Here is a 17,892-nt window from a genome sequence, read left to right on the forward strand (position 1 = left end):
CGCCTTCGCGCGCGTGTCGGAACGGGATCGATCCACTGGGCGTCCTCCTTCGTGCAGGCGTTGTGCGGGCGAGGTGTCCGCCGGGCCCTCGGCTGCGTGTCAAGGTTTATGGCGATTTGAACACTTACCGCACGGCCTTGGTTCCGCAGAGTGAATAAGGGGCTCAATAGCAGATCTCGGCTTGACTCTCCCGGAGCGGCACACTTGTAATTTCACTCGTGTCGTTCAGCCGCCATCGGTAACGGCCACGTCACGGGGACGCGAAAGACAGAGCGAGGGGCGCACATGACCGAGCTGGTGCAGCAACTGCTGGTCGACGACGCGGGCGAGGAACTCGGCTGGCAGGAGCGCGCACTGTGCGCCCAGACCGACCCCGAGTCCTTCTTCCCCGAGAAGGGCGGTTCGACCCGGGAGGCGAAGAAGGTCTGCCTCGCGTGCGAGGTCCGCTCCGAATGCCTCGAGTACGCCCTCGCCAACGACGAACGCTTCGGCATCTGGGGCGGCCTGTCCGAGCGGGAACGCCGCAGACTGAAGAAGGCGGCCGTCTGAGCGGACGGCCCGCCTCCCCCAGCGGGAAGATCGTGAACGGCCCGTCGCCGGTGGCTCATCCACAGGCGGCGGGCCGTTCGCGTCCGCCCGTCGCCCCTCAACGAGACGCTTCGCGTCGCCCCTTTTGGTTCTGCCGATAGTGTGGTCGCTCGTCCGAACGCCCCGCCGCCCCCACACGGCACGGGCGTCCACCGCAGTCCATCGAACCGGGGCCCGTACCTCGATGTCCGTGCACAGCCACACGGCAGCCCAACACGACGCTGCCACACCGCAGTTCCCGCGCCATGTGGTGACCGCGGTCCTCGTCTCCCACGACGGCGCCCGCTGGCTCCCCGACGCGCTCGCCGGGCTGCTCGGCCAGGAGCGCCCCGTCCAGGCCGTCATGGCCGCCGACACCGGCAGCGCCGACGAATCGGCCCAACTGGTCACCGACGCGCTCGGCCCCGACCGCGTACTGCACCTCGCCCGGCGCACCGGCTTCGGCCAGGCCGTCGAGGAGGCCGGCCGCGCCGCCCCCGTCCTCACCCCCGAGGAACTGCCCTACCTCAAGCGCCCCAGCGGCTGGGACCCCGTCACGCGCACATGGCGCGACGACGCCTACGACCTCCCCGAGCTCCCGCACGGAGAGCCCGTCCAGTGGCTGTGGCTGCTGCACGACGACTGCGCCCCCGAACCCGGCGCCCTCGCCGAACTCCTGCGCGTCGTCGACAACGAACTCGAACTCGGCCGCGATGACGTGGCCGTCGTCGGACCCAAACTGCGCGGCTGGTACGACCGCCGCCAGCTCCTCGAAGTCGGCGTCACCATCGCCCGCTCCGGCCGCCGCTGGACCGGCCTGGACCGCCGCGAACAGGACCAGGGCCAGCACGACCACGTCCGCCCCGTGCTGTCGGTGTCCACCGCCGGCATGCTCGTCCGCCGCGACGTCTTCGAGGAACTCGGCGGCTTCGACCGCCGCCTGCCCCTCATGCGCGACGACGTCGACCTGTGCTGGCGCGCCACCGCCGCCGGCCACCGCGTCCTCGTCGCCCCCGACGCCGTCGTACGGCACGCCGAGGCCGCCTCCCGCGAGCGCCGCGCGGTCGACTGCGCGGGCCGCACCACGGCCTCCCCCCACAAGGTGGACAAGGCCGGCGCCGCCTACACCCTCCTCGTCAACAGCCGCACCGCCCAACTCCCCTGGATCCTGGTGCGCCTCGTCCTCGGCACCCTGCTGCGGACCGTCGTCTACCTCGTCGGCAAGGTCCCCGGACAGGCCGTCGACGAGATCCGCGGCCTGCTGGGCACCCTGCTGCGCCCCGAGCGGATCATCGCCGCGCGGCGTGACCGCGCCAAGCCGCAGATCGACAAGGGCGAACTGCGGGCGCTGTTCCCGCCGCCAGGAGCGACCGTCCGGGCCGCCGTCGAGCAGATCGCCGGCAACCTCTTCGGCGCCTCCGACCCCGAGACCCCCGGCGGCGCCGGACGGCACGGCGGCGCCATCGAATCCGGACCCGGCGGCGACGACGCCGACTTCCTGGAGATCGAGCAGTTCGCCCGCGTCAAGCGCATCGCCCGCAAACCAGGTCCGGTGCTCTTCCTGGTACTGCTCCTCGTCTCCCTGGTCGCCTGCCGCAGCCTCCTGGGCGGCGGCGCGCTCGCCGGCGGCGCCCTGCTGCCCGCCCCGGCCGACGCCTCCGACCTCTGGTCGCGCTACCTGGACGCCTGGCACCCCGTGGGCGCGGGCGGCACCCCGGCCGCGCCCCCCTACCTCGCGATCGTCGCCCTGCTGGCCTCCCTGCTGTTCGGGTCGACCGGCCTCGCCGTCACCGTCCTGCTGGTCTGCTCCGTGCCGCTGGCCGGCCTCACCGCCTACTTCGCCTCCCGGCCCCTCGTCCCCTCCCGCCTGCTGCGCGCGTGGGCCGCCGTCGTCTACGCCTTCCTGCCCGCCGCCACCGGCGCCCTCGCCGGCGGCCGCATCGGCACCGCCGTCCTGGCCGTCCTGCTGCCGCTCATCGCACGCGCCGGCATCACCGCCGCCGGCCTCGCCAACTCCTCCGGGGCACGCGGCAGCTGGCGGGCGACCTGGGCGTACGCGCTGCTGCTGACGATCACCACCGCGTTCACCCCGATCGTCTGGCCCGTCGCCCTGGTCCTCGGCCTCGCCGTGCTGGCCGTGCGCCGCACCGAACTCCTCGCCTACGGCCCGCGTTTCCTGGCCCAGCTCGGCACCCCGCTGCTGATCCTCGCGCCCTGGTCGCTGACCCTGATCCCGTCCGGCTTCCTCACCGAGGCCGGCCTGCCCTACGGCCCCTCCACGGCCACCGCCGCCGACCTGCTCGGCGCCAGCCCCGGCGGCCCCGGCACCGTCGACGGCCTGATGCTCATCGGCGTCGTCCTGGCCGCCCTCGCCGCCCTCCTGCGCTCCGAGCGCCAGGCGGGCATCCGCACGGCGTGGACCGTCGCCCTGGTCGGCCTCGTCTTCGCCGTCCTGTCCAACCAGTCCGCCTGGGCCGGCCCCGCCACCCTCGTCTACGGCATCGCCCTGCTCGCCGCCGCCCTCCTCGGCGCCGACGGCGCACGCGGGCGCGTCGCCGAACAGAGCTTCGGCTGGCGCCAGCCGGTCGCCGCCCTCATCGCCTTCGCCTCGGCCGCCGGCCCGCTGCTCGTCGCCGCCGGCTGGATGCTCGGCGGCGCCGACGGCCCGCTGGAGCGCCGCGACCCCGTCCAGGTGCCCGCGTTCGTCGCCGAGGACAGCAACACCCGCGACCAGGCCCGCACCCTCGTCCTCGCCGGGGACTCCACCGCCCACGTCGGCTACATGCTGGTCCGCGGCTCCGGCACCCGCCTCGGCGACGCCGAACTCGCCGCCGCCGACGGCGAGAACGACGCCCTGAACAAGGTCGTCGCCAACCTCGTCGCCGGCTCCGGCGCCGACCAGAGCGACCAGCTCGGCAAGTTCGCCGTGCGCTACGTCCTCGTCCACAAGGGCGCGCCCCGCGAGATCACCCGCGTCCTGGACGCCACGCCCGGGATGTCCCGGCTCAGCCAGCAGGCCGGCGGCGCCCTGTGGCGCGTCGACCAGGAAGTATCCCGCGCCGCCGTCGTCACCGCGTCCGGCAAGGGCACGCCGGTCCCCGTCGCCGCCGGCCCCGTGGACATCCACACCGAGATCCCCGACGGCGACGACGGCCGGATCCTGCGCCTGGCCGACGCCGCCGCCGACGGCTGGACCGCCACCCTCGACGGCAAGCCGCTCACCCGCACCACCGTCGACGGCTGGGCCCAGGGCTTCGAACTCCCCGCCGGCGGCGGCGAGCTGGACGTCACCTACGACGACCCGTTCACCCACACCGCCTGGCTGTGGGCCCAGGGCGCTCTCGCCCTCGTCCTCGTCGTCCTCGCCCTCCCCGGCCGCCGCCGCGACGTCGACGACGACCTCCCCGAGGAGGAAGCCCGGCCCGAGGCGGCCGCCGACGGCGAAGGCCGCCGCGCCCGCCGTCTGCGCGCCCAGGCCGAAGCGGAGGAAGCCGCCCGGGCCGAAGGGGAGGAGGCCACCACCCGGGCCGAAGCCGAGGACTTCCCGCCCCCGCCGCAGGAGACCCCGGCCGCCGTCCCCCAGCAGACCTCCTACGCCGACTGGGACGCACCCGGCTACGCGGGCGCCGCCCCCCACCCCGCCCACGGCGGCGAGCAGTACCAGGCCGCCCCCCAGCAGTACCCGCCGGGCGGCTACGACCAGCAGTCCTACGCCCCCTACCAGGCCGCCCCCTACGACCCCTACGACCCTTACGCCCACGAGGGGCAGACCCCGCAGACGGGCCCCTACGACCAGCCCTACCAGCAGCAGGGTTACGACCCCTCGGCGTACGACAGGGCCGTCCACGACCCCCGCTACGACCAGAACGACCCCCACGGCACCGGCAGCGAGCGCCCCGACGGGAGCCAGCAGTGAAGCGCACCACCCTGTCCCTGATCGCCGGCACGACCGCGCTCGCCGCCGTCACCGGGTTCGCCGCGCTCACCCAGCCGACCGACTCCGGCGCCGGCGCCGCCGCCAAGGCGGCCGCCGTCCTGCCCGTGGAACGCGCCGGCCTGCTCTGCCCGGCGCCCAGCACCTCCGACCTCGCCGAGACGACGTACACGTCCTTCACGCCCGTCACCAAGGGCACCAAGAGCGGCGGCACGACGGAACTGCTGCCCGCCGCCGGGAAGACCGCCGCGGGCGAAGGCAAGAAGAAGACCCCGGCCAAGCCCGTCCTCACGCCCAAGGCGCCCGGCACGCCCGCCGCCGGCGACACCTCCGGCGGCGCGTCGCCCGCGCTGATCGGCACCGCCGAGGGCAAGTTCGCGCCCGGCTGGACCCTCCAGGAGACCACCGAGGTCGCCGCAGGCACCGGCCGCGGCCTCCTCGGCGTCAACTGCACCGCCCCCGACACCGACTTCTGGTTCCCTGGCGTCAGCACCGCCGCCGACCGCACCGACTACCTCCACCTCACCAACCCGGACGACTCCGCCGCCGTCGCCGACATCGAGCTCTACGACAAGGACGGCCCCGTCGCGACCACCGCCGGCGACGACTTCACCATCCCCGCCGGGGCCGGCGAGCCGATCCTGCTGTCCACGCTCACCGGCGAGAAGCAGGACGACCTCACCGTCCACGTCAACGTCCGCAGCGGCCGCGTCGGCGCCGCCGTCCAGGCCCTGGACGACAAACTCGGCGGCGACTGGCTGGCCGCGTCCACCGACCCGGCGGGCAGCCTCGTCGTCCCCGGCATCCCCAAGGACGCCACCGCCGTCCGCCTCGTCGCCTTCACCCCGGCCGACTCCGACGCCGACCTGAAGGTCCAACTCGCCTCCCCGTCCGGCCTGATCACCCCGGCCGGCAAGGAGACACTGCACGTCAAGGCGGGCACGACGACCGCCCTCGACCTCGGCGACGTCACCCGCGGGGAAGCCGGCTCCCTCGTCCTGACCCCCACCGACCAGTCCGTTCCGGTCGTCGCCGCGGTCCGGGTGGTGCGCGGCAAGGGCGACAAACAGGAGTCCGCGTACCTCCCCGCCACCAGCCCGGTCGGCACGCGCGCGTCCGCCGTCGCCAACACCGCCAAGGGCACCACCCTCTCCCTGACCGCCCCCACCGGCACGGCCAAGGTCAAGGTCACCGCCTCCGCCGGCAGCGAGGGCGGAACGGCCGCCTCCCAGACGTACACGATCAAGGCGGGCACCACCCAGGACGTACAACTCCCCGCCCCAGCGGGCCTGAAGGGCACCTACGCCCTCACCGTGGAACCCCTCACCGCCACCCCCGTCTACGCCTCCCGCACCCTGGCGGCCTCGATCGACGGCCTCCCCGGCTTCACCATCCAGACCCTCCCGACCGACCGCGGAACAGTCGCGGTGCCCCAGACGGAACAGGACATGACGGTGCTGCAGAAGTGACCGGCCGCGGCAGGGCCGCCGCAGGAGACGGGCGAACCCCCGCTCAGTCCTCCCCGTAGCGGGGATCCACCGTCTCCGGGGTGAGCCCCAGCAGCTCCGCCACCTGCTCCACCACCACCTCGTGCACCAACGCGGCCCGCTCCTCGCGCCCCTTGGTGCGGATCTCCACCGGCCGCCGGTAGACGACCACCCGCGCCCGCCGGCCCTCCCGCGCGGGGATCGTCCCGCCCAACGGCACCGCCTCGTCGTTCCACGGCCCGCCCGCGCCGTCCAGCCGCGGCACCTCCAGCACCATGAAGTCGATGTCGGCGAGCTGCGGCCAGCGCCGCTCCAGCCGCTCCACCGAGTCCTGCACCAGATCCGCGAACACCTCGGCACGGCTCGCCGCCAACGGCACCTGAGGGGGCGCGATCGGCCCCCGCATGCCCCGTCCGTGACGATCACGACGACGGGGCCCGGGGGCTGCGCTACGGGGCGGTACGGGGTTGTCCATCACCACTGAAGCGTATTCCCCGGCGGGACCCGCCGCCGGACCCCACGCGGCGCCCCGCCCCGCACCGGCCGCCGAGCACCGCACGTCGGCGAATGACCATTCCAGCCAAGGTTGGGCTCGATTCCGTATCTCTCCGAGACCGTGGATCTCACGGCAATTGATGGTGTTTGTCCCCGCCGATGACCGCATCCGACGCCTCAGCTTGCCTGGAGGGCTGGCGTTCCCGCAGGTCAGCGGGGTATGACTGGAGTCGTCTGTGGGGCGTTTCACAACCCGACACGGTGGAGTGACCTGGTGGAGAGTCGTCGCGGCCCGCTCAAGAGTGCGGTACCGTCCAACGTCGTGAGCCCTGTACGTCGCTGTTCGCGCACCGCCTGCGGCCGACCCGCCGTCGCGACGCTGACGTACGTCTACGCCGACTCGACCGCGGTCCTCGGCCCGCTCGCCACCTACGCCGAACCCCACTGCTACGACCTGTGCGCCGAGCACTCCGAACGCCTCACCGCCCCCCGCGGCTGGGAGGTCGTCCGGCTCCTCGACGGCTCCGCTCCCGCGCGCCCCAGCGGCGACGACCTGGAAGCGCTTGCCAACGCGGTCCGCGAGGCCGCCCGCCCGCAGGAACGCTCCGCCGGAGCCGGCGGCACGGGCCGCGGGGCGGACCCGATGGAGGTCGCACGCCGCGGCCACCTGCGCGTGCTGCGCTCACCCGACAACTAGGGCGTGTTGCGAAAGTTCCGCCTGCCCGGCGACGCCTGGCACGCACTCCCCCACTGCCTGAAGGGCGTGGGGGTGCCCCCAGCCGCGTTGTCGGGATCGCCCCGATACATCCAGTATCGGGGCGACCCTCCGCCTTGCGATCGCACGCACCAGACGCCGCCGGGCCCGCCCTTCGGGCGGACGACGCTACTTTCGCAACACGCCCTGGGGCGTGTTGCGTCTCGGGGCAGGCGACACTTTCGCGACACGCCCCAGCCGCTGCCGCCCAGGTGAGCCGTGCGGCACGCGCACGCGGCCGCAGAGGGCCGTCCGCCGCTCCGGGTAGTTTGTGGTGACTCGCAGAACTTCCAGGAAGGGTTGGCCGTGGCTGCTGATCTGTCGCAGATCGTGAAGGCGTACGACGTGCGCGGGGTGGTCCCGGACCAGTGGGACGAGTCCCTCGCCGAACTGTTCGGCGCGGCCTTCGTCCAGGTGACCGACGCCGAAGCGATCGTCGTCGGCCACGACATGCGCCCCTCCTCGCCCGGCCTGTCCGCCGCCTTCGCGCGCGGCGCGGCGGCCCGCGGCGCGCACGTCACCCAGATCGGCCTGTGCTCCACCGACCAGCTGTACTACGCCTCCGGCGCCCTGAACCTGCCCGGCGCGATGTTCACCGCCTCGCACAACCCGGCCCGCTACAACGGGATCAAACTGTGCCGCGCGGGCGCCGCGCCGGTGGGCCAGGACAGCGGCCTGACCGAGATCCGCGAACTCGTCGAGAAATGGACCGCGTCGGCCGCCCCCGAACCGGCCGCCGAGCGGGGAACCCTCAGCCGCACCGACACGCTGGACGACTACGCCGCGCACCTGCGCTCACTCGTCGACCTGACCTCCATCCGCCCCCTGAAGGTCGTCGTCGACGCGGGCAACGGCATGGGAGGCCACACCGTCCCCACCGTCCTCGCCGGCCTGCCCCTCACCGTCGTCCCGATGTACTTCGAACTCGACGGCACCTTCCCCAACCACGAGGCCAACCCCCTCGACCCGGCCAACCTCGTCGACCTCCAAAAGCGCGTCCGCGCGGAGGGCGCCGACCTCGGCCTCGCCTTCGACGGCGACGCCGACCGCTGCTTCGTCATCGACGAACAGGGCGAACCGGTCTCCCCGTCGGCCATCACCGCCCTCGTCGCCGTCCGCGAACTCGCCCGCCACGGCGGCCGAGGCACCGTCATCCACAACCTGATCACCTCCTGGACGGTCCCCGAGGTCGTCCGGGAGAACGGCGGCACCCCCGTCCGCACCCGCGTCGGACACTCCTTCATCAAGGCCGAAATGGCCCGCACCGGCGCCATCTTCGGCGGCGAACACTCCGCCCACTACTACTTCAAGGACTTCTGGAACGCCGACACCGGAATGCTGGCCGCCCTCCACGTCCTGGCCGCCCTCGGCGGACAACCGGCCCCGCTCTCCTCCCTCGTCGACCGCTACGACCGCTACAGCGGCTCCGGAGAGATCAACTCCACCGTCGTCGACCAGACAGCCCGCATCGCGGCCGTCCGCGCCGCCTACGCCGACCGCCCCGACACCACCCTCGACGACCTCGACGGCCTCACCGTCTCCGCCGCCGACTGGTGGTTCAACGTCCGCCCCTCCAACACCGAACCCCTCCTCCGCCTCAACGCCGAAGCCAGGGACGAGCCGACCATGCGCAAACTCCGCGACGAGGTCCTGGCACTGATCCGCGCCTGACCCTCCGGGGCGGACCGCACCACGGACGGCGGGCGCCCCCGGTGCGCCGGACACCCCACGCCCCCGCCGCACCGGCGGTACCCTGACCAGGCACATCCACGCGCCCCGCACCACCCGGCCGCGCGACCCGACACCCACCCGAAGGGACACCCCATGCCGCTCGAAGCCGGCCTCCTGGAGATCCTCGCCTGCCCCGTCTGCCACGCCTCCCTCCAGGAGCAGGACACCGAGCTGATCTGCACCGGCCAGGACTGCGGCCTCGCCTACCCCGTACGCGACGGCATCCCCGTCCTCCTCGTCGACGAGGCCCGCCGCCCCGCGTGACGCCCGACCGGCCGCACCCCGACGCGAACACCCCCGCCCGCCGCCCCAGGCGCCATCGGCGCGGGTGACGGCGCCCCGACGACCCGCGACGAACCCGGCGATCGGAGACCTGACGCCATGCTCGACGAATCGCTGCTCGACACGCCGGAGGCCCTGGCCGAGGCAGACCACCGCGCCCTCCTGCGCGGAGCGGCCGAGGCAGGCGCCCGCGTCCGCACCGCCGCCCGGCACGCCACCGAGGCCGGCGTCCACCGGCTCCAACCGGACGGCCGCCCACGCGCCGTCCTCATCGCCGGCCCCGGCGCGGCCGCCATCTGCGTCGCCGACCTCCTCGGCACCCTCGCCGGCGCCGCCTGCCCCGTCACCCGCCTCGCCCCCGCCGGCGTCGCCCCCGCCGCGGGCGCCCTGCGCTGGGAACTCCCCGGCTGGGTCGGCTCCATCGACCTCCTCCTCATCACCACCCCCGACGGCACCGAACCCGGGCTCTCCCTCCTCGCCGAGCAGGCGTACCGCCGCGGCTGCACCGTCGTCGCCGTAGCCCCCGCCGGCTCCCCGCTCACCGAGGCCGTCAGCGCCGCGCACGGCATGTTCATCCCGCTCGCCACCGCCCCCTACGAGCACGACGAACAGCCGCCCGTCGCCGCGTCCGCCCCCGGCGTGCTGTGGGCCCTGCTCACCCCGCTCCTCGCGCTCCTCGACCGCATCGCCCTGATCTCCGCCCCGCCCGAGGCGCTCGAACAGGTCGCCGACCGCCTCGACCACATCGCCGAACGCTGCGGCCCCGCCATCGCGACCTACAGCAACCCCGCCAAGACCCTGGCCGCCGAACTCGCCGACGCCCTCCCCGTCGTCTGGACCGAGGGCGTCTCCGCCGGCCCGGCCGGCCGCCGCTTCGCCGCCGCGCTCGCCGAACTCTCCGGCCGCCCCGCCCTCGTCGCCGAACTCCCCGAGGCCCTCGCCTCCCACAGCGCGCTGCTCGCCGGCCCGCTCGCCGCCAGCGCCGACCCGGACGACTTCTTCCGCGACCGCGTCGAGGAGCCCCCCGCCCTCCACGCGCGCGTGGTGCTGCTGCGCGACCGCCCCATCGGCGGACTCACCGCCGCCCCCGCCGCCCGCGACCTCGCCCTCAGCCACGACACCCCGATCAGCGAACTCGAACCGGAGCCCGGCGACGAACTCGTCACCCTCGCCGAACTGATCGCCGTCACCGACTTCGCCGCCGTCTACCTGGCGCTCGCCTCGGGAGCCTGACCCACCCAGTGCCCCGGCAGGCGACAGCCGACCGGGCCCTCCAAGGCCGACCCACGACCGCCACGCAGACACACGGACCGTCAGACAGACAGGCAGAGACACCCCATGGACCGCCTCGACAACACCGTCCGCCCCTACGCCTGGGGTTCGCCCACCGCCATCCCCGCCCTCCTCGGCGTCGAACCCACCGGCGAACCGCAGGCGGAGATGTGGATGGGCGCCCACCCCGGCGCCCCCTCCCGCACCGCCCGGGGCACCCTCGTCGAGGTCATCGAAGCCGACCCGGAACGCGAACTGGGCGCCGCGACGACCGCCAAGTTCGGCCCCCGCCTGCCCTTCCTCCTCAAACTCCTCGCCGCCGGCGCCCCCCTCTCCCTCCAGGTCCACCCCGACCTGCGGCAAGCCCGGGCAGGCCACGAGGACGAGGAGCGCCGCGGCATCCCCGTCGACGCCCCCCACCGCAACTACAAGGACGCCAACCACAAGCCCGAACTCATCTGCGCCCTCACCGAGTTCGAAGGCCTCTGCGGCTTCCGTGAACCGGCCCGCGCCGCCGCCCTCCTCGACGGCCTGGGCGTCGACACGCTCAAGCCCTACGTCGACCTCCTGCACGCCCGGCCCGAGGAAGCCGCCCTCCGCGAGGTCCTCACCGCGCTCCTCACCGCCGACCGCGACGACATGGCCCACACCGTCGCCGAGGCCGCGGCCGCCTGCGACCGCCTCGGCGGCGCCTGGGCCCCCTACGCCGGCATCGCCCACCACCACCCCGGCGACCCCGGCGTCATCGCCGCCATGCTCCTCAACCACGTCCGGCTCCAGCCCGGCGAGGCCCTCTTCCTCGGCGCCGGCGTCCCGCACGCCTACCTCAGCGGCCTCGGCGTCGAGATCATGGCCAACTCCGACAACGTCCTGCGCTGCGGCCTCACCCCCAAGCACGTCGACGTCCCCGAACTCCTGCGCATCGTCCGCTTCGAGCCCGGCGACCCCGCCGTCCTGCGCCCCGAGGCCGCCCCCGACGGCGAAGAGGTCTACGACACCCCCGTCGACGAGTTCCGCCTCTCCCGCCACGTCCTGCCGGAGGGCGCCGCCGCCCGCGACCTCACCCTCCCCACCCCGCAGATCCTGCTCTGCACCGCCGGCGCCGTCGACGCCGGCGAGCACCGGCTGACACCCGGTCACTCCGTCTTCGTGCCCGCGGGCGAAAAGGCCGAAGTGTCCGGAGCGGGCACGCTCTTCCGCGCCACCGTCGTCGTCTGAGGCATCGCCCACCACCCGCCGGGCACACGCACCTCGGCCCGTGCTGCAACAATGGCCCATCGCAAAGGACGGGCAAAGCCGACGACGGCACGAGCGCCCCGAGGACGACCCGAGGACGAAGGGACCACGCGAACAATGAGCGCGTCAGGCGGCACCAAGGCGATCGTGGCGGCACTGGGCGCCAACCTCGCGATCGCGGCATCGAAGTTCGTCGCGTTCGCCTTCAGCGGCTCCTCGTCGATGCTCGCAGAGGGCGTCCACTCGCTCGCCGACTCCGGCAACCAGGCACTCCTCCTGGTCGGCGGCAAGAAGGCCCAGCGCGAGGCCACCCCGCAGCATCCCTTCGGCTACGGCCGCGAACGCTACATCTACGCCTTCCTCGTCTCCATCGTCCTCTTCTCCGTCGGCGGCATGTTCGCCATCTACGAGGGCTACGAGAAGCTCCAGCACCCGCACGAGATCGACCACTGGTACTGGCCCGTCGGCGTCCTGGTCTTCGCGATCATCGCCGAGTCGTTCTCCTTCCGGACGGCCATCAAGGAGTCCGACCCCCTGCGGGGCGAGCACTCCTGGAAGGAGTTCGTGCGCCGCGCCAAGGCCCCCGAGCTCCCCGTCGTCCTCCTGGAGGACTTCGGCGCCCTCGTCGGCCTCGTCCTCGCCCTCGCCGGCGTCGGCCTCGCCATCGTCACCGGCGACGGCGTCTGGGACGGCATCGGCACCATCTGCATCGGCGTCCTGCTCGTCCTGATCGCCCTCGTCCTGGCCGCCGAGACCAAGTCCCTCCTCCTCGGCGAGGCCGCCGGCCCGGAGGAGACCCGCAAGATCGAGGCCGCCCTCGTCGACGGCGCCACCGTCACCCGCGTCATCCACATGCGCACCCTCCACCTCGGCCCCGAGGAACTCCTCGTCGCCGCCAAGATCGCCGTGCGGCACGACGACACCGCCACCGAGATCGCGAACGCCATCAACGCAGCCGAGGCCCGCATCCGCCAGGCCGTCCCGATCGCCCGCGTCATCTACCTCGAGCCGGACATCTACAGCGAGGCCGAAGCCGCCAAGGGCCCCGACCGCGAAGCCACCCCTGGCGGCCCCGCCCACCCCGCGGCCGACCACTGACCCTCCCCTTCCCCAAAGCCTCACTCACGGTGATGGTCCTGATCTGTTCTGAGCCGGACTGGGGCCGCCCCGCGTCAGCGGTGTAGCTTGGAGCGGAGCCAGACGTCGCTGCTGATGGCGGTCGGGCGGTCCACCGACGGACCGACCGAGGGAGAGAGGGCCTCCGACGGACTGCGCTGCGCGTACGCGGGCATGCACGGGTCCCCTTCGAGCACCCTTGTCCGCCGCCGCGCAGTCAGCCGTATCCAGACCTCGTCCCAAACCCCGAGGAGCAGCTCGCATGACGACTGTCGAAAACCGACAGGACTTCAAGGTCGCCGACCTCTCCCTGGCCGAGTTCGGCCGCAAGGAGATCACGCTCGCCGAGCACGAGATGCCGGGCCTGATGGCGATCCGCAAGGAGTACGCCGACGCCCAGCCCCTCGCCGGCGCCCGCGTCACCGGCTCCCTGCACATGACCGTCCAGACCGCCGTCCTCATCGAGACCCTGGTCGCCCTCGGCGCCCAGGTCCGCTGGGCCTCGTGCAACATCTTCTCCACCCAGGACCACGCGGCCGCCGCCATCGCCGTCGGCCCGAACGGCACGCCCGACAACCCGCAGGGCGTCCCGGTCTTCGCCTGGAAGGGCGAGACCCTGGAGGAGTACTGGTGGTGCACGGAGCAGGCGCTGACCTGGCCGAACACGCCCACCGGCGGCCCCAACATGATCCTCGACGACGGCGGCGACGCGACCCTCCTCGTCCACAAGGGCGTCGAGTACGAGAAGGACGGCAAGGTCCCCTCGGTCGACACCGCCGAGAACGAGGAACACCGCGTCATCCTCGAACTCCTCAACCGCACCATCACCGAGGGCTCCCAGAAGTGGACCCAGCTCGCCTCGGAGATCCGCGGCGTCACCGAGGAGACCACCACCGGCGTCCACCGCCTGTACGAGATGCAGCGCGACGGCCAGCTCCTCTTCCCGGCCATCAACGTCAACGACGCCGTCACCAAGTCGAAGTTCGACAACAAGTACGGCTGCCGCCACTCCCTCATCGACGGCATCAACCGCGCCACCGACGTCCTCATCGGCGGCAAGACCGCCGTCGTCTTCGGCTACGGCGACGTCGGCAAGGGCTGCGCCGAGTCCCTGCGCGGCCAGGGCGCCCGCGTCATCGTCACCGAGATCGACCCCATCTGCGCCCTCCAGGCCGCGATGGACGGCTACCAGGTCACGACCCTCGACGAGGTCGTCGACAAGGCCGACATCTTCATCACCACGACCGGCAACAAGGACATCATCATGGCCGCCGACATGGCCAAGATGAAGCACCAGGCCATCGTCGGCAACATCGGCCACTTCGACAACGAGATCGACATGGCCGGCCTCGCCCAGATCCCCGGCATCGTCAAGGACGAGGTCAAGCCGCAGGTCCACACCTGGACCTTCCCCGACGGCAAGGTCATCATCGTCCTCTCCGAGGGCCGCCTGCTGAACCTCGGCAACGCGACCGGCCACCCGTCGTTCGTGATGTCCAACTCCTTCGCGGACCAGACCCTGGCCCAGATCGAGCTGTTCACCAAGCCCGAGGAGTACCCGACCGGCGTCTACGTGCTCCCCAAGCACCTCGACGAGAAGGTCGCCCGCCTCCACCTGGACGCGCTCGGCGTGAAGCTGACCACGCTCCGCCCCGAGCAGGCCTCCTACATCGGCGTCGAGGTCGACGGCCCCTACAAGCCGGACCACTACCGCTACTGAGCCGCAGCCCGGCCCACCGGGGAACCCGTCCGTGCACTGACGCGTTCCCCGGCACCGGCAGGCCCTCCGAGACAGGCCCCCGCACCCCCGTGTCGGGGGCCTGTCCCGTCGGCCCACGACCGACCCGGCCCTTCTTCGACTCACCAGCACCGGGCCGGCTCGCCGAGGTGACCGGACCAGCCCGTCACACCCCAGGACCCCCATGCCCCGCGGCCGGTATTCGCTCCACGATCCGCACGATCACACCCCTCTCGCCCACGAGCACTTCCACTGCGCCCCCGGCCCCTCCGGCTGGCGCTACGTCTCCCAGCTGACCACCCCCACCGGCGAGCACACCGGCTCCGTCGACCTCACCCTCGACGACCTCGGCCGCCCCCTCCGACTCGAACTCCACGCCGCCGGCTGGCAGGTGCGCGGCGCCGCCCTCGACGGCGTCACCTGGGTCCGCACCGACCCCACCGGCGCCGAGGCCACGGAAGGCAACGTCCCCGCCCACGCCTTCACCGGCACCTCGCCCGCCTTCCTCGTCGCCACCACCCGTCTCCTGCGTCTCGCTCCCTCCCCGTCCGCGACCCGCGTCCGCCTCGTCGCCTTCACCGATCCGGTCCTCGCACCGCGCACCCTCGACCAGTCCTGGGCCCTGGTGAAAAGAGAAGCACACGCCACTGACAACGGCCCTCTGACCGTGGACGAATACCAGGTCACAGCCCTGGACACCGGCGAACAGCACACCGTGCACATCGCCGGCGACGTCGTCCTCGCAGCCCCCGGCATCGAGCTCGAAGACCTCGAATCACCCCCGTCGACGTTCACCGACTGAGGCGGTCCGGAGGGGCGAGCGGCTACGCGGGCGGCACGAACCCGGTGGCCGTGCCCTCGTCCTTCGCCGGACCGGACACAGGCGGCACCTGCGGAACGGCGGGAGAAGATGAGACAGGCGCACCGGGGGAGGGCGCGCCGGGCGGACTGTGGTCACCGTAGAAAGGGGGAGCGGGCGCACCGTAGGAAGGCGGGGCCGACGGACCGTGAGCATCAGCCCCCGGACCGCCCCCCGCCCCGAAGGCCCGCCGCGCCTCCCGGTCCCGCCGCTCGTGCACCACCGCCGCCAGGAACGCGGCCGCAGGCACCCCCGGCGGCACCGGAGCCCCCGTCCGGGCCGCGAGATCACCGGCCAGCCGCTCCGCGATCGTCCGGCCCACCTGCGGATCCAACTGGTCCATCCGCCCCAGGTACTGCCTGATCTCCAGCCACAGACCGTCCGGCACCCCGGACAGATCGAGTCCCGAGAACCGCCCCGCCAGCCACGGCGGAGGAGGCGGCAGAAAACCGATCCGCGCCACGGGCACCCGCTCCCGCACCACCAGCGTCCCGGCGAAGACGTCCCCGAGCCGCCGCCCCCGCGCCGACACCAGCGAGGCCACGCACGCCACCACCCCCGCGGTCAGCAGGATCTCCACCACCCCCAGTGCACCCCGCACCAGCGCGTGCCGGAACCGGATCGGCCCCCCGTCGTCCCGCACCACCCGCAGCCCGCAGGCCAGCTTCCCGAGCGAACGCCCATGACTGAGCGTCTCCACCGCGATCGGCACTCCCACCAGCAGCAACAGGAACGAGGCGATCGCCACCGCCGTTCGCGCCGCCTCGTCCAGCGACGCCGTGGCCGCCAGCAAGGCGACGCTGACGACGACATAACCCGCGAGGACGACGAGCAGATCGAGCAGCACGGCCAGAGCCCTGCTCGGCAGCCTGGCGGGACGCAGCTCCAACGCCACCGCCTCACCCGTCACCAGATCGCCCACGACCACCGCCCCTTCCCCGACCCGCCCCGACGACGGCCAGTCTGCCAAGCTGACCGCGCATCGCGCCTCCGTAGGACAACCTGACATCACCACCGGTCGCCGACGAGAAGCCGAGGAGCAGACACCCCGATGGACCTCGACGTCTTCGTCTCCGCCCACCGCGCCGAATGGGACCGCCTGGACGCCCTCCTGCGCCGGCGCCGCCTCACCGGCGCGGAAGCCGACGAACTCGTCACCCTCTACCAGCGCACGGCGACCCACCTGTCCCTCATCCAGTCCAGTGCCCCCGACCCGCAACTCACCGGACGGCTCAGCCGGCTCGTGGCACGCGCGCGCAGTACGGTCACCGGCACCCGACGCGCCTCATGGCACGACGCCGCCCGCTTCCTCACCCTGGGCTTCCCCGCCGCCGTCTACCGCGCGCGGCACTGGTGGATACCCACCGCACTCGTCTCCACCGCCGCAGCGGCCCTGCTCGGCTGGTGGATCGGCACCCACCCCGAAGTCCAGGCCTCCCTGGCGGCCCCGGACGAGCTGCGCGCGCTCACCCGCCCCGGAGGCCAGTACGAGACGTACTACTCGAGCCACCCGGCCGCCTCGTTCGCCGCCCAGGTCTGGACGAACAACGCCCAAGCCGCCGCCATGTGTCTGGTCCTCGGCGTCTTCCTGGGGCTGCCCGTCCTCTGGATCCTCTTCCAGAACATGCTCAACCTCGGTGTCGGTATCGGCCTCATGTCCTCCGCCGGTCGCCTCGACACCTTCCTCGGCCTGGTCCTCCCGCACGGCCTCCTCGAGCTGACCGCGGTCTTCGTCGCCGCCGGCGCCGGCCTGCGACTCGGCTGGACCGTCATCGACCCCGGCCCGCGATCCCGCCGCACCGCCCTCGCCGAGGAAGGGCGCGCCGCCGTCGGCATGGCGATCGGCCTCGCCCTCGTCCTGTTCGTCTCGGGCGCCATCGAAGGCTTCGTCACCCCCTCTGGCCTGCCCACCTGGGCCCGCATCACCATCGGCATCACCGCCGAGGTGGCCTTCCTGGCCTACGTCTACGTCCTCGGCGGCCGTGCCGCGCGCGCCGGGGACACCGGCGACCTGGCGGCGGCCGAGCGCAGCGCCGTGGTGCCGACAGCCGCCTGATGTGCGTGGGCCTCCGCCGAACTGCTAGTCTCCTCTTCGCCCCACAAAAACCGTTGACACGGAGCGCGTGGGGAGGTAGATTCGAACAGTTGCCTGGACTGGACATGGTCCGGTCGGTAACCAGTTAGTATCTACAAGGCCTCACGGAACTTCGATTCCACAGAAGCCACTCCCCGATGAATCGGAAACAACGGCCGGTCTGACCGGCTGAAAACTTCTGATAAAGTCGGAACCGCCGGAAAGGAAACCGCGAAACAAAAGCGGGAACCTGGAAAGCACCGAGGAAATCGGATCGAGAAAAGATCTGATAGAGTCGGAAACGCAAGACCGAAGGGAAGCGCCCGGAGGAAAGCCTGAGAGAGTCT

At 72.8% G+C, this 17,892-nt stretch carries 14 protein-coding genes; 12 read left to right on the plus strand and 2 right to left on the minus strand.

Going from position 1 to position 17,892, the window contains the following annotated elements; genetic code table 11:
• The first annotated feature begins 285 nt into the window (after positions 1 to 285).
• The 3 genes from ACFYXA_RS24060 to ACFYXA_RS24070 all read left to right on the plus strand — a co-directional run bounded on the left by ACFYXA_RS24060 (position 286) and on the right by ACFYXA_RS24070 (position 5,970).
• Positions 286 to 549: a WhiB family transcriptional regulator gene (locus ACFYXA_RS24060; RefSeq protein ID WP_030792866.1), complete on the plus strand. Its 264-nt coding sequence runs from the start codon at positions 286 to 288 to the stop codon at positions 547 to 549.
• A 223-nt stretch (positions 550 to 772) separates the two neighbouring features.
• Positions 773 to 4,483 carry a glycosyltransferase gene (locus tag ACFYXA_RS24065; protein ID WP_389036112.1) on the plus strand — a complete coding sequence of 1,237 codons (3,711 nt, stop codon included), beginning with the start codon at positions 773 to 775 and terminating at the stop codon, positions 4,481 to 4,483.
• On the plus strand, positions 4,480 to 5,970 hold the full coding sequence (locus tag ACFYXA_RS24070; protein ID WP_389036115.1) for a DUF5719 family protein: 1,491 nt from the start codon (positions 4,480 to 4,482) through the stop codon (positions 5,968 to 5,970). The genes ACFYXA_RS24065 and ACFYXA_RS24070 overlap by 4 nt, the downstream gene beginning before the upstream one ends.
• 43 nt (positions 5,971 to 6,013) lie before the next feature.
• Here the strand turns inward: ACFYXA_RS24070 and ACFYXA_RS24075 are convergent, their stop codons facing one another.
• Positions 6,014 to 6,394: a metallopeptidase family protein gene (locus ACFYXA_RS24075; RefSeq protein WP_352247713.1), complete on the minus strand. Its 381-nt coding sequence runs from the start codon at positions 6,392 to 6,394 to the stop codon at positions 6,014 to 6,016.
• Between the two features lie 363 nt (positions 6,395 to 6,757).
• Between ACFYXA_RS24075 and ACFYXA_RS24080 the strand changes: the two genes are divergently transcribed.
• The 8 genes from ACFYXA_RS24080 (at position 6,758) to ACFYXA_RS24115 (ending at position 15,414) form a co-directional block, all read left to right on the plus strand.
• A complete protein-coding gene (locus tag ACFYXA_RS24080; protein WP_130442553.1) occupies positions 6,758 to 7,180 on the plus strand; it encodes a DUF3499 domain-containing protein in 423 nt (140 codons plus the stop codon).
• 363 nt (positions 7,181 to 7,543) lie between these two features.
• Positions 7,544 to 8,908 (plus strand): phosphomannomutase/phosphoglucomutase, encoded by a 1,365-nt coding sequence (locus tag ACFYXA_RS24085; protein ID WP_389036119.1) that lies wholly within the window; start codon positions 7,544 to 7,546, stop codon positions 8,906 to 8,908.
• 153 nt (positions 8,909 to 9,061) lie between these two features.
• Complete coding sequence (locus tag ACFYXA_RS24090; RefSeq protein ID WP_352247711.1) at positions 9,062 to 9,232, plus strand: Trm112 family protein; 171 nt, start codon at positions 9,062 to 9,064, stop codon at positions 9,230 to 9,232.
• Positions 9,233 to 9,349: 117 nt separating this feature from the next.
• Positions 9,350 to 10,483, plus strand: a complete 1,134-nt coding sequence (locus ACFYXA_RS24095) for an SIS domain-containing protein (RefSeq protein WP_389036124.1) — start codon at positions 9,350 to 9,352, stop codon at positions 10,481 to 10,483.
• 105 nt (positions 10,484 to 10,588) lie between these two features.
• Positions 10,589 to 11,740, plus strand: a complete 1,152-nt coding sequence (gene manA, locus ACFYXA_RS24100; protein ID WP_389036127.1) for a mannose-6-phosphate isomerase, class I — start codon at positions 10,589 to 10,591, stop codon at positions 11,738 to 11,740.
• Positions 11,741 to 11,875: 135 nt separating this feature from the next.
• On the plus strand, positions 11,876 to 12,856 hold the full coding sequence (locus tag ACFYXA_RS24105; RefSeq protein ID WP_389036131.1) for a cation diffusion facilitator family transporter: 981 nt from the start codon (positions 11,876 to 11,878) through the stop codon (positions 12,854 to 12,856).
• Between the two features lie 280 nt (positions 12,857 to 13,136).
• Positions 13,137 to 14,594 carry an adenosylhomocysteinase gene (gene ahcY, locus ACFYXA_RS24110; protein WP_351098399.1) on the plus strand — a complete coding sequence of 486 codons (1,458 nt, stop codon included), beginning with the start codon at positions 13,137 to 13,139 and terminating at the stop codon, positions 14,592 to 14,594.
• Between the two features lie 202 nt (positions 14,595 to 14,796).
• Positions 14,797 to 15,414 carry a hypothetical protein gene (locus ACFYXA_RS24115; protein WP_352247707.1) on the plus strand — a complete coding sequence of 206 codons (618 nt, stop codon included), beginning with the start codon at positions 14,797 to 14,799 and terminating at the stop codon, positions 15,412 to 15,414.
• Positions 15,415 to 15,436: 22 nt separating this feature from the next.
• Here the strand turns inward: ACFYXA_RS24115 and ACFYXA_RS24120 are convergent, their stop codons facing one another.
• The gene (locus ACFYXA_RS24120; RefSeq protein WP_389036136.1) at positions 15,437 to 16,393 is read right to left on the minus strand and encodes an RDD family protein; all 957 of its coding nucleotides are present in this window, start codon (positions 16,391 to 16,393) and stop codon (positions 15,437 to 15,439) included.
• 129 nt (positions 16,394 to 16,522) lie between these two features.
• Here ACFYXA_RS24120 and ACFYXA_RS24125 point away from each other — a divergent pair, with 129 nt between their 5' ends.
• Positions 16,523 to 17,527 carry a stage II sporulation protein M gene (locus ACFYXA_RS24125; protein ID WP_389036139.1) on the plus strand — a complete coding sequence of 335 codons (1,005 nt, stop codon included), beginning with the start codon at positions 16,523 to 16,525 and terminating at the stop codon, positions 17,525 to 17,527.
• The last annotated feature ends 365 nt before the right edge of the window (positions 17,528 to 17,892 follow it).

The organism is Streptomyces sp. NPDC002566 (assembly GCF_042889585.1).
Lineage (GTDB): Bacteria > Actinomycetota > Actinomycetes > Streptomycetales > Streptomycetaceae > Streptomyces.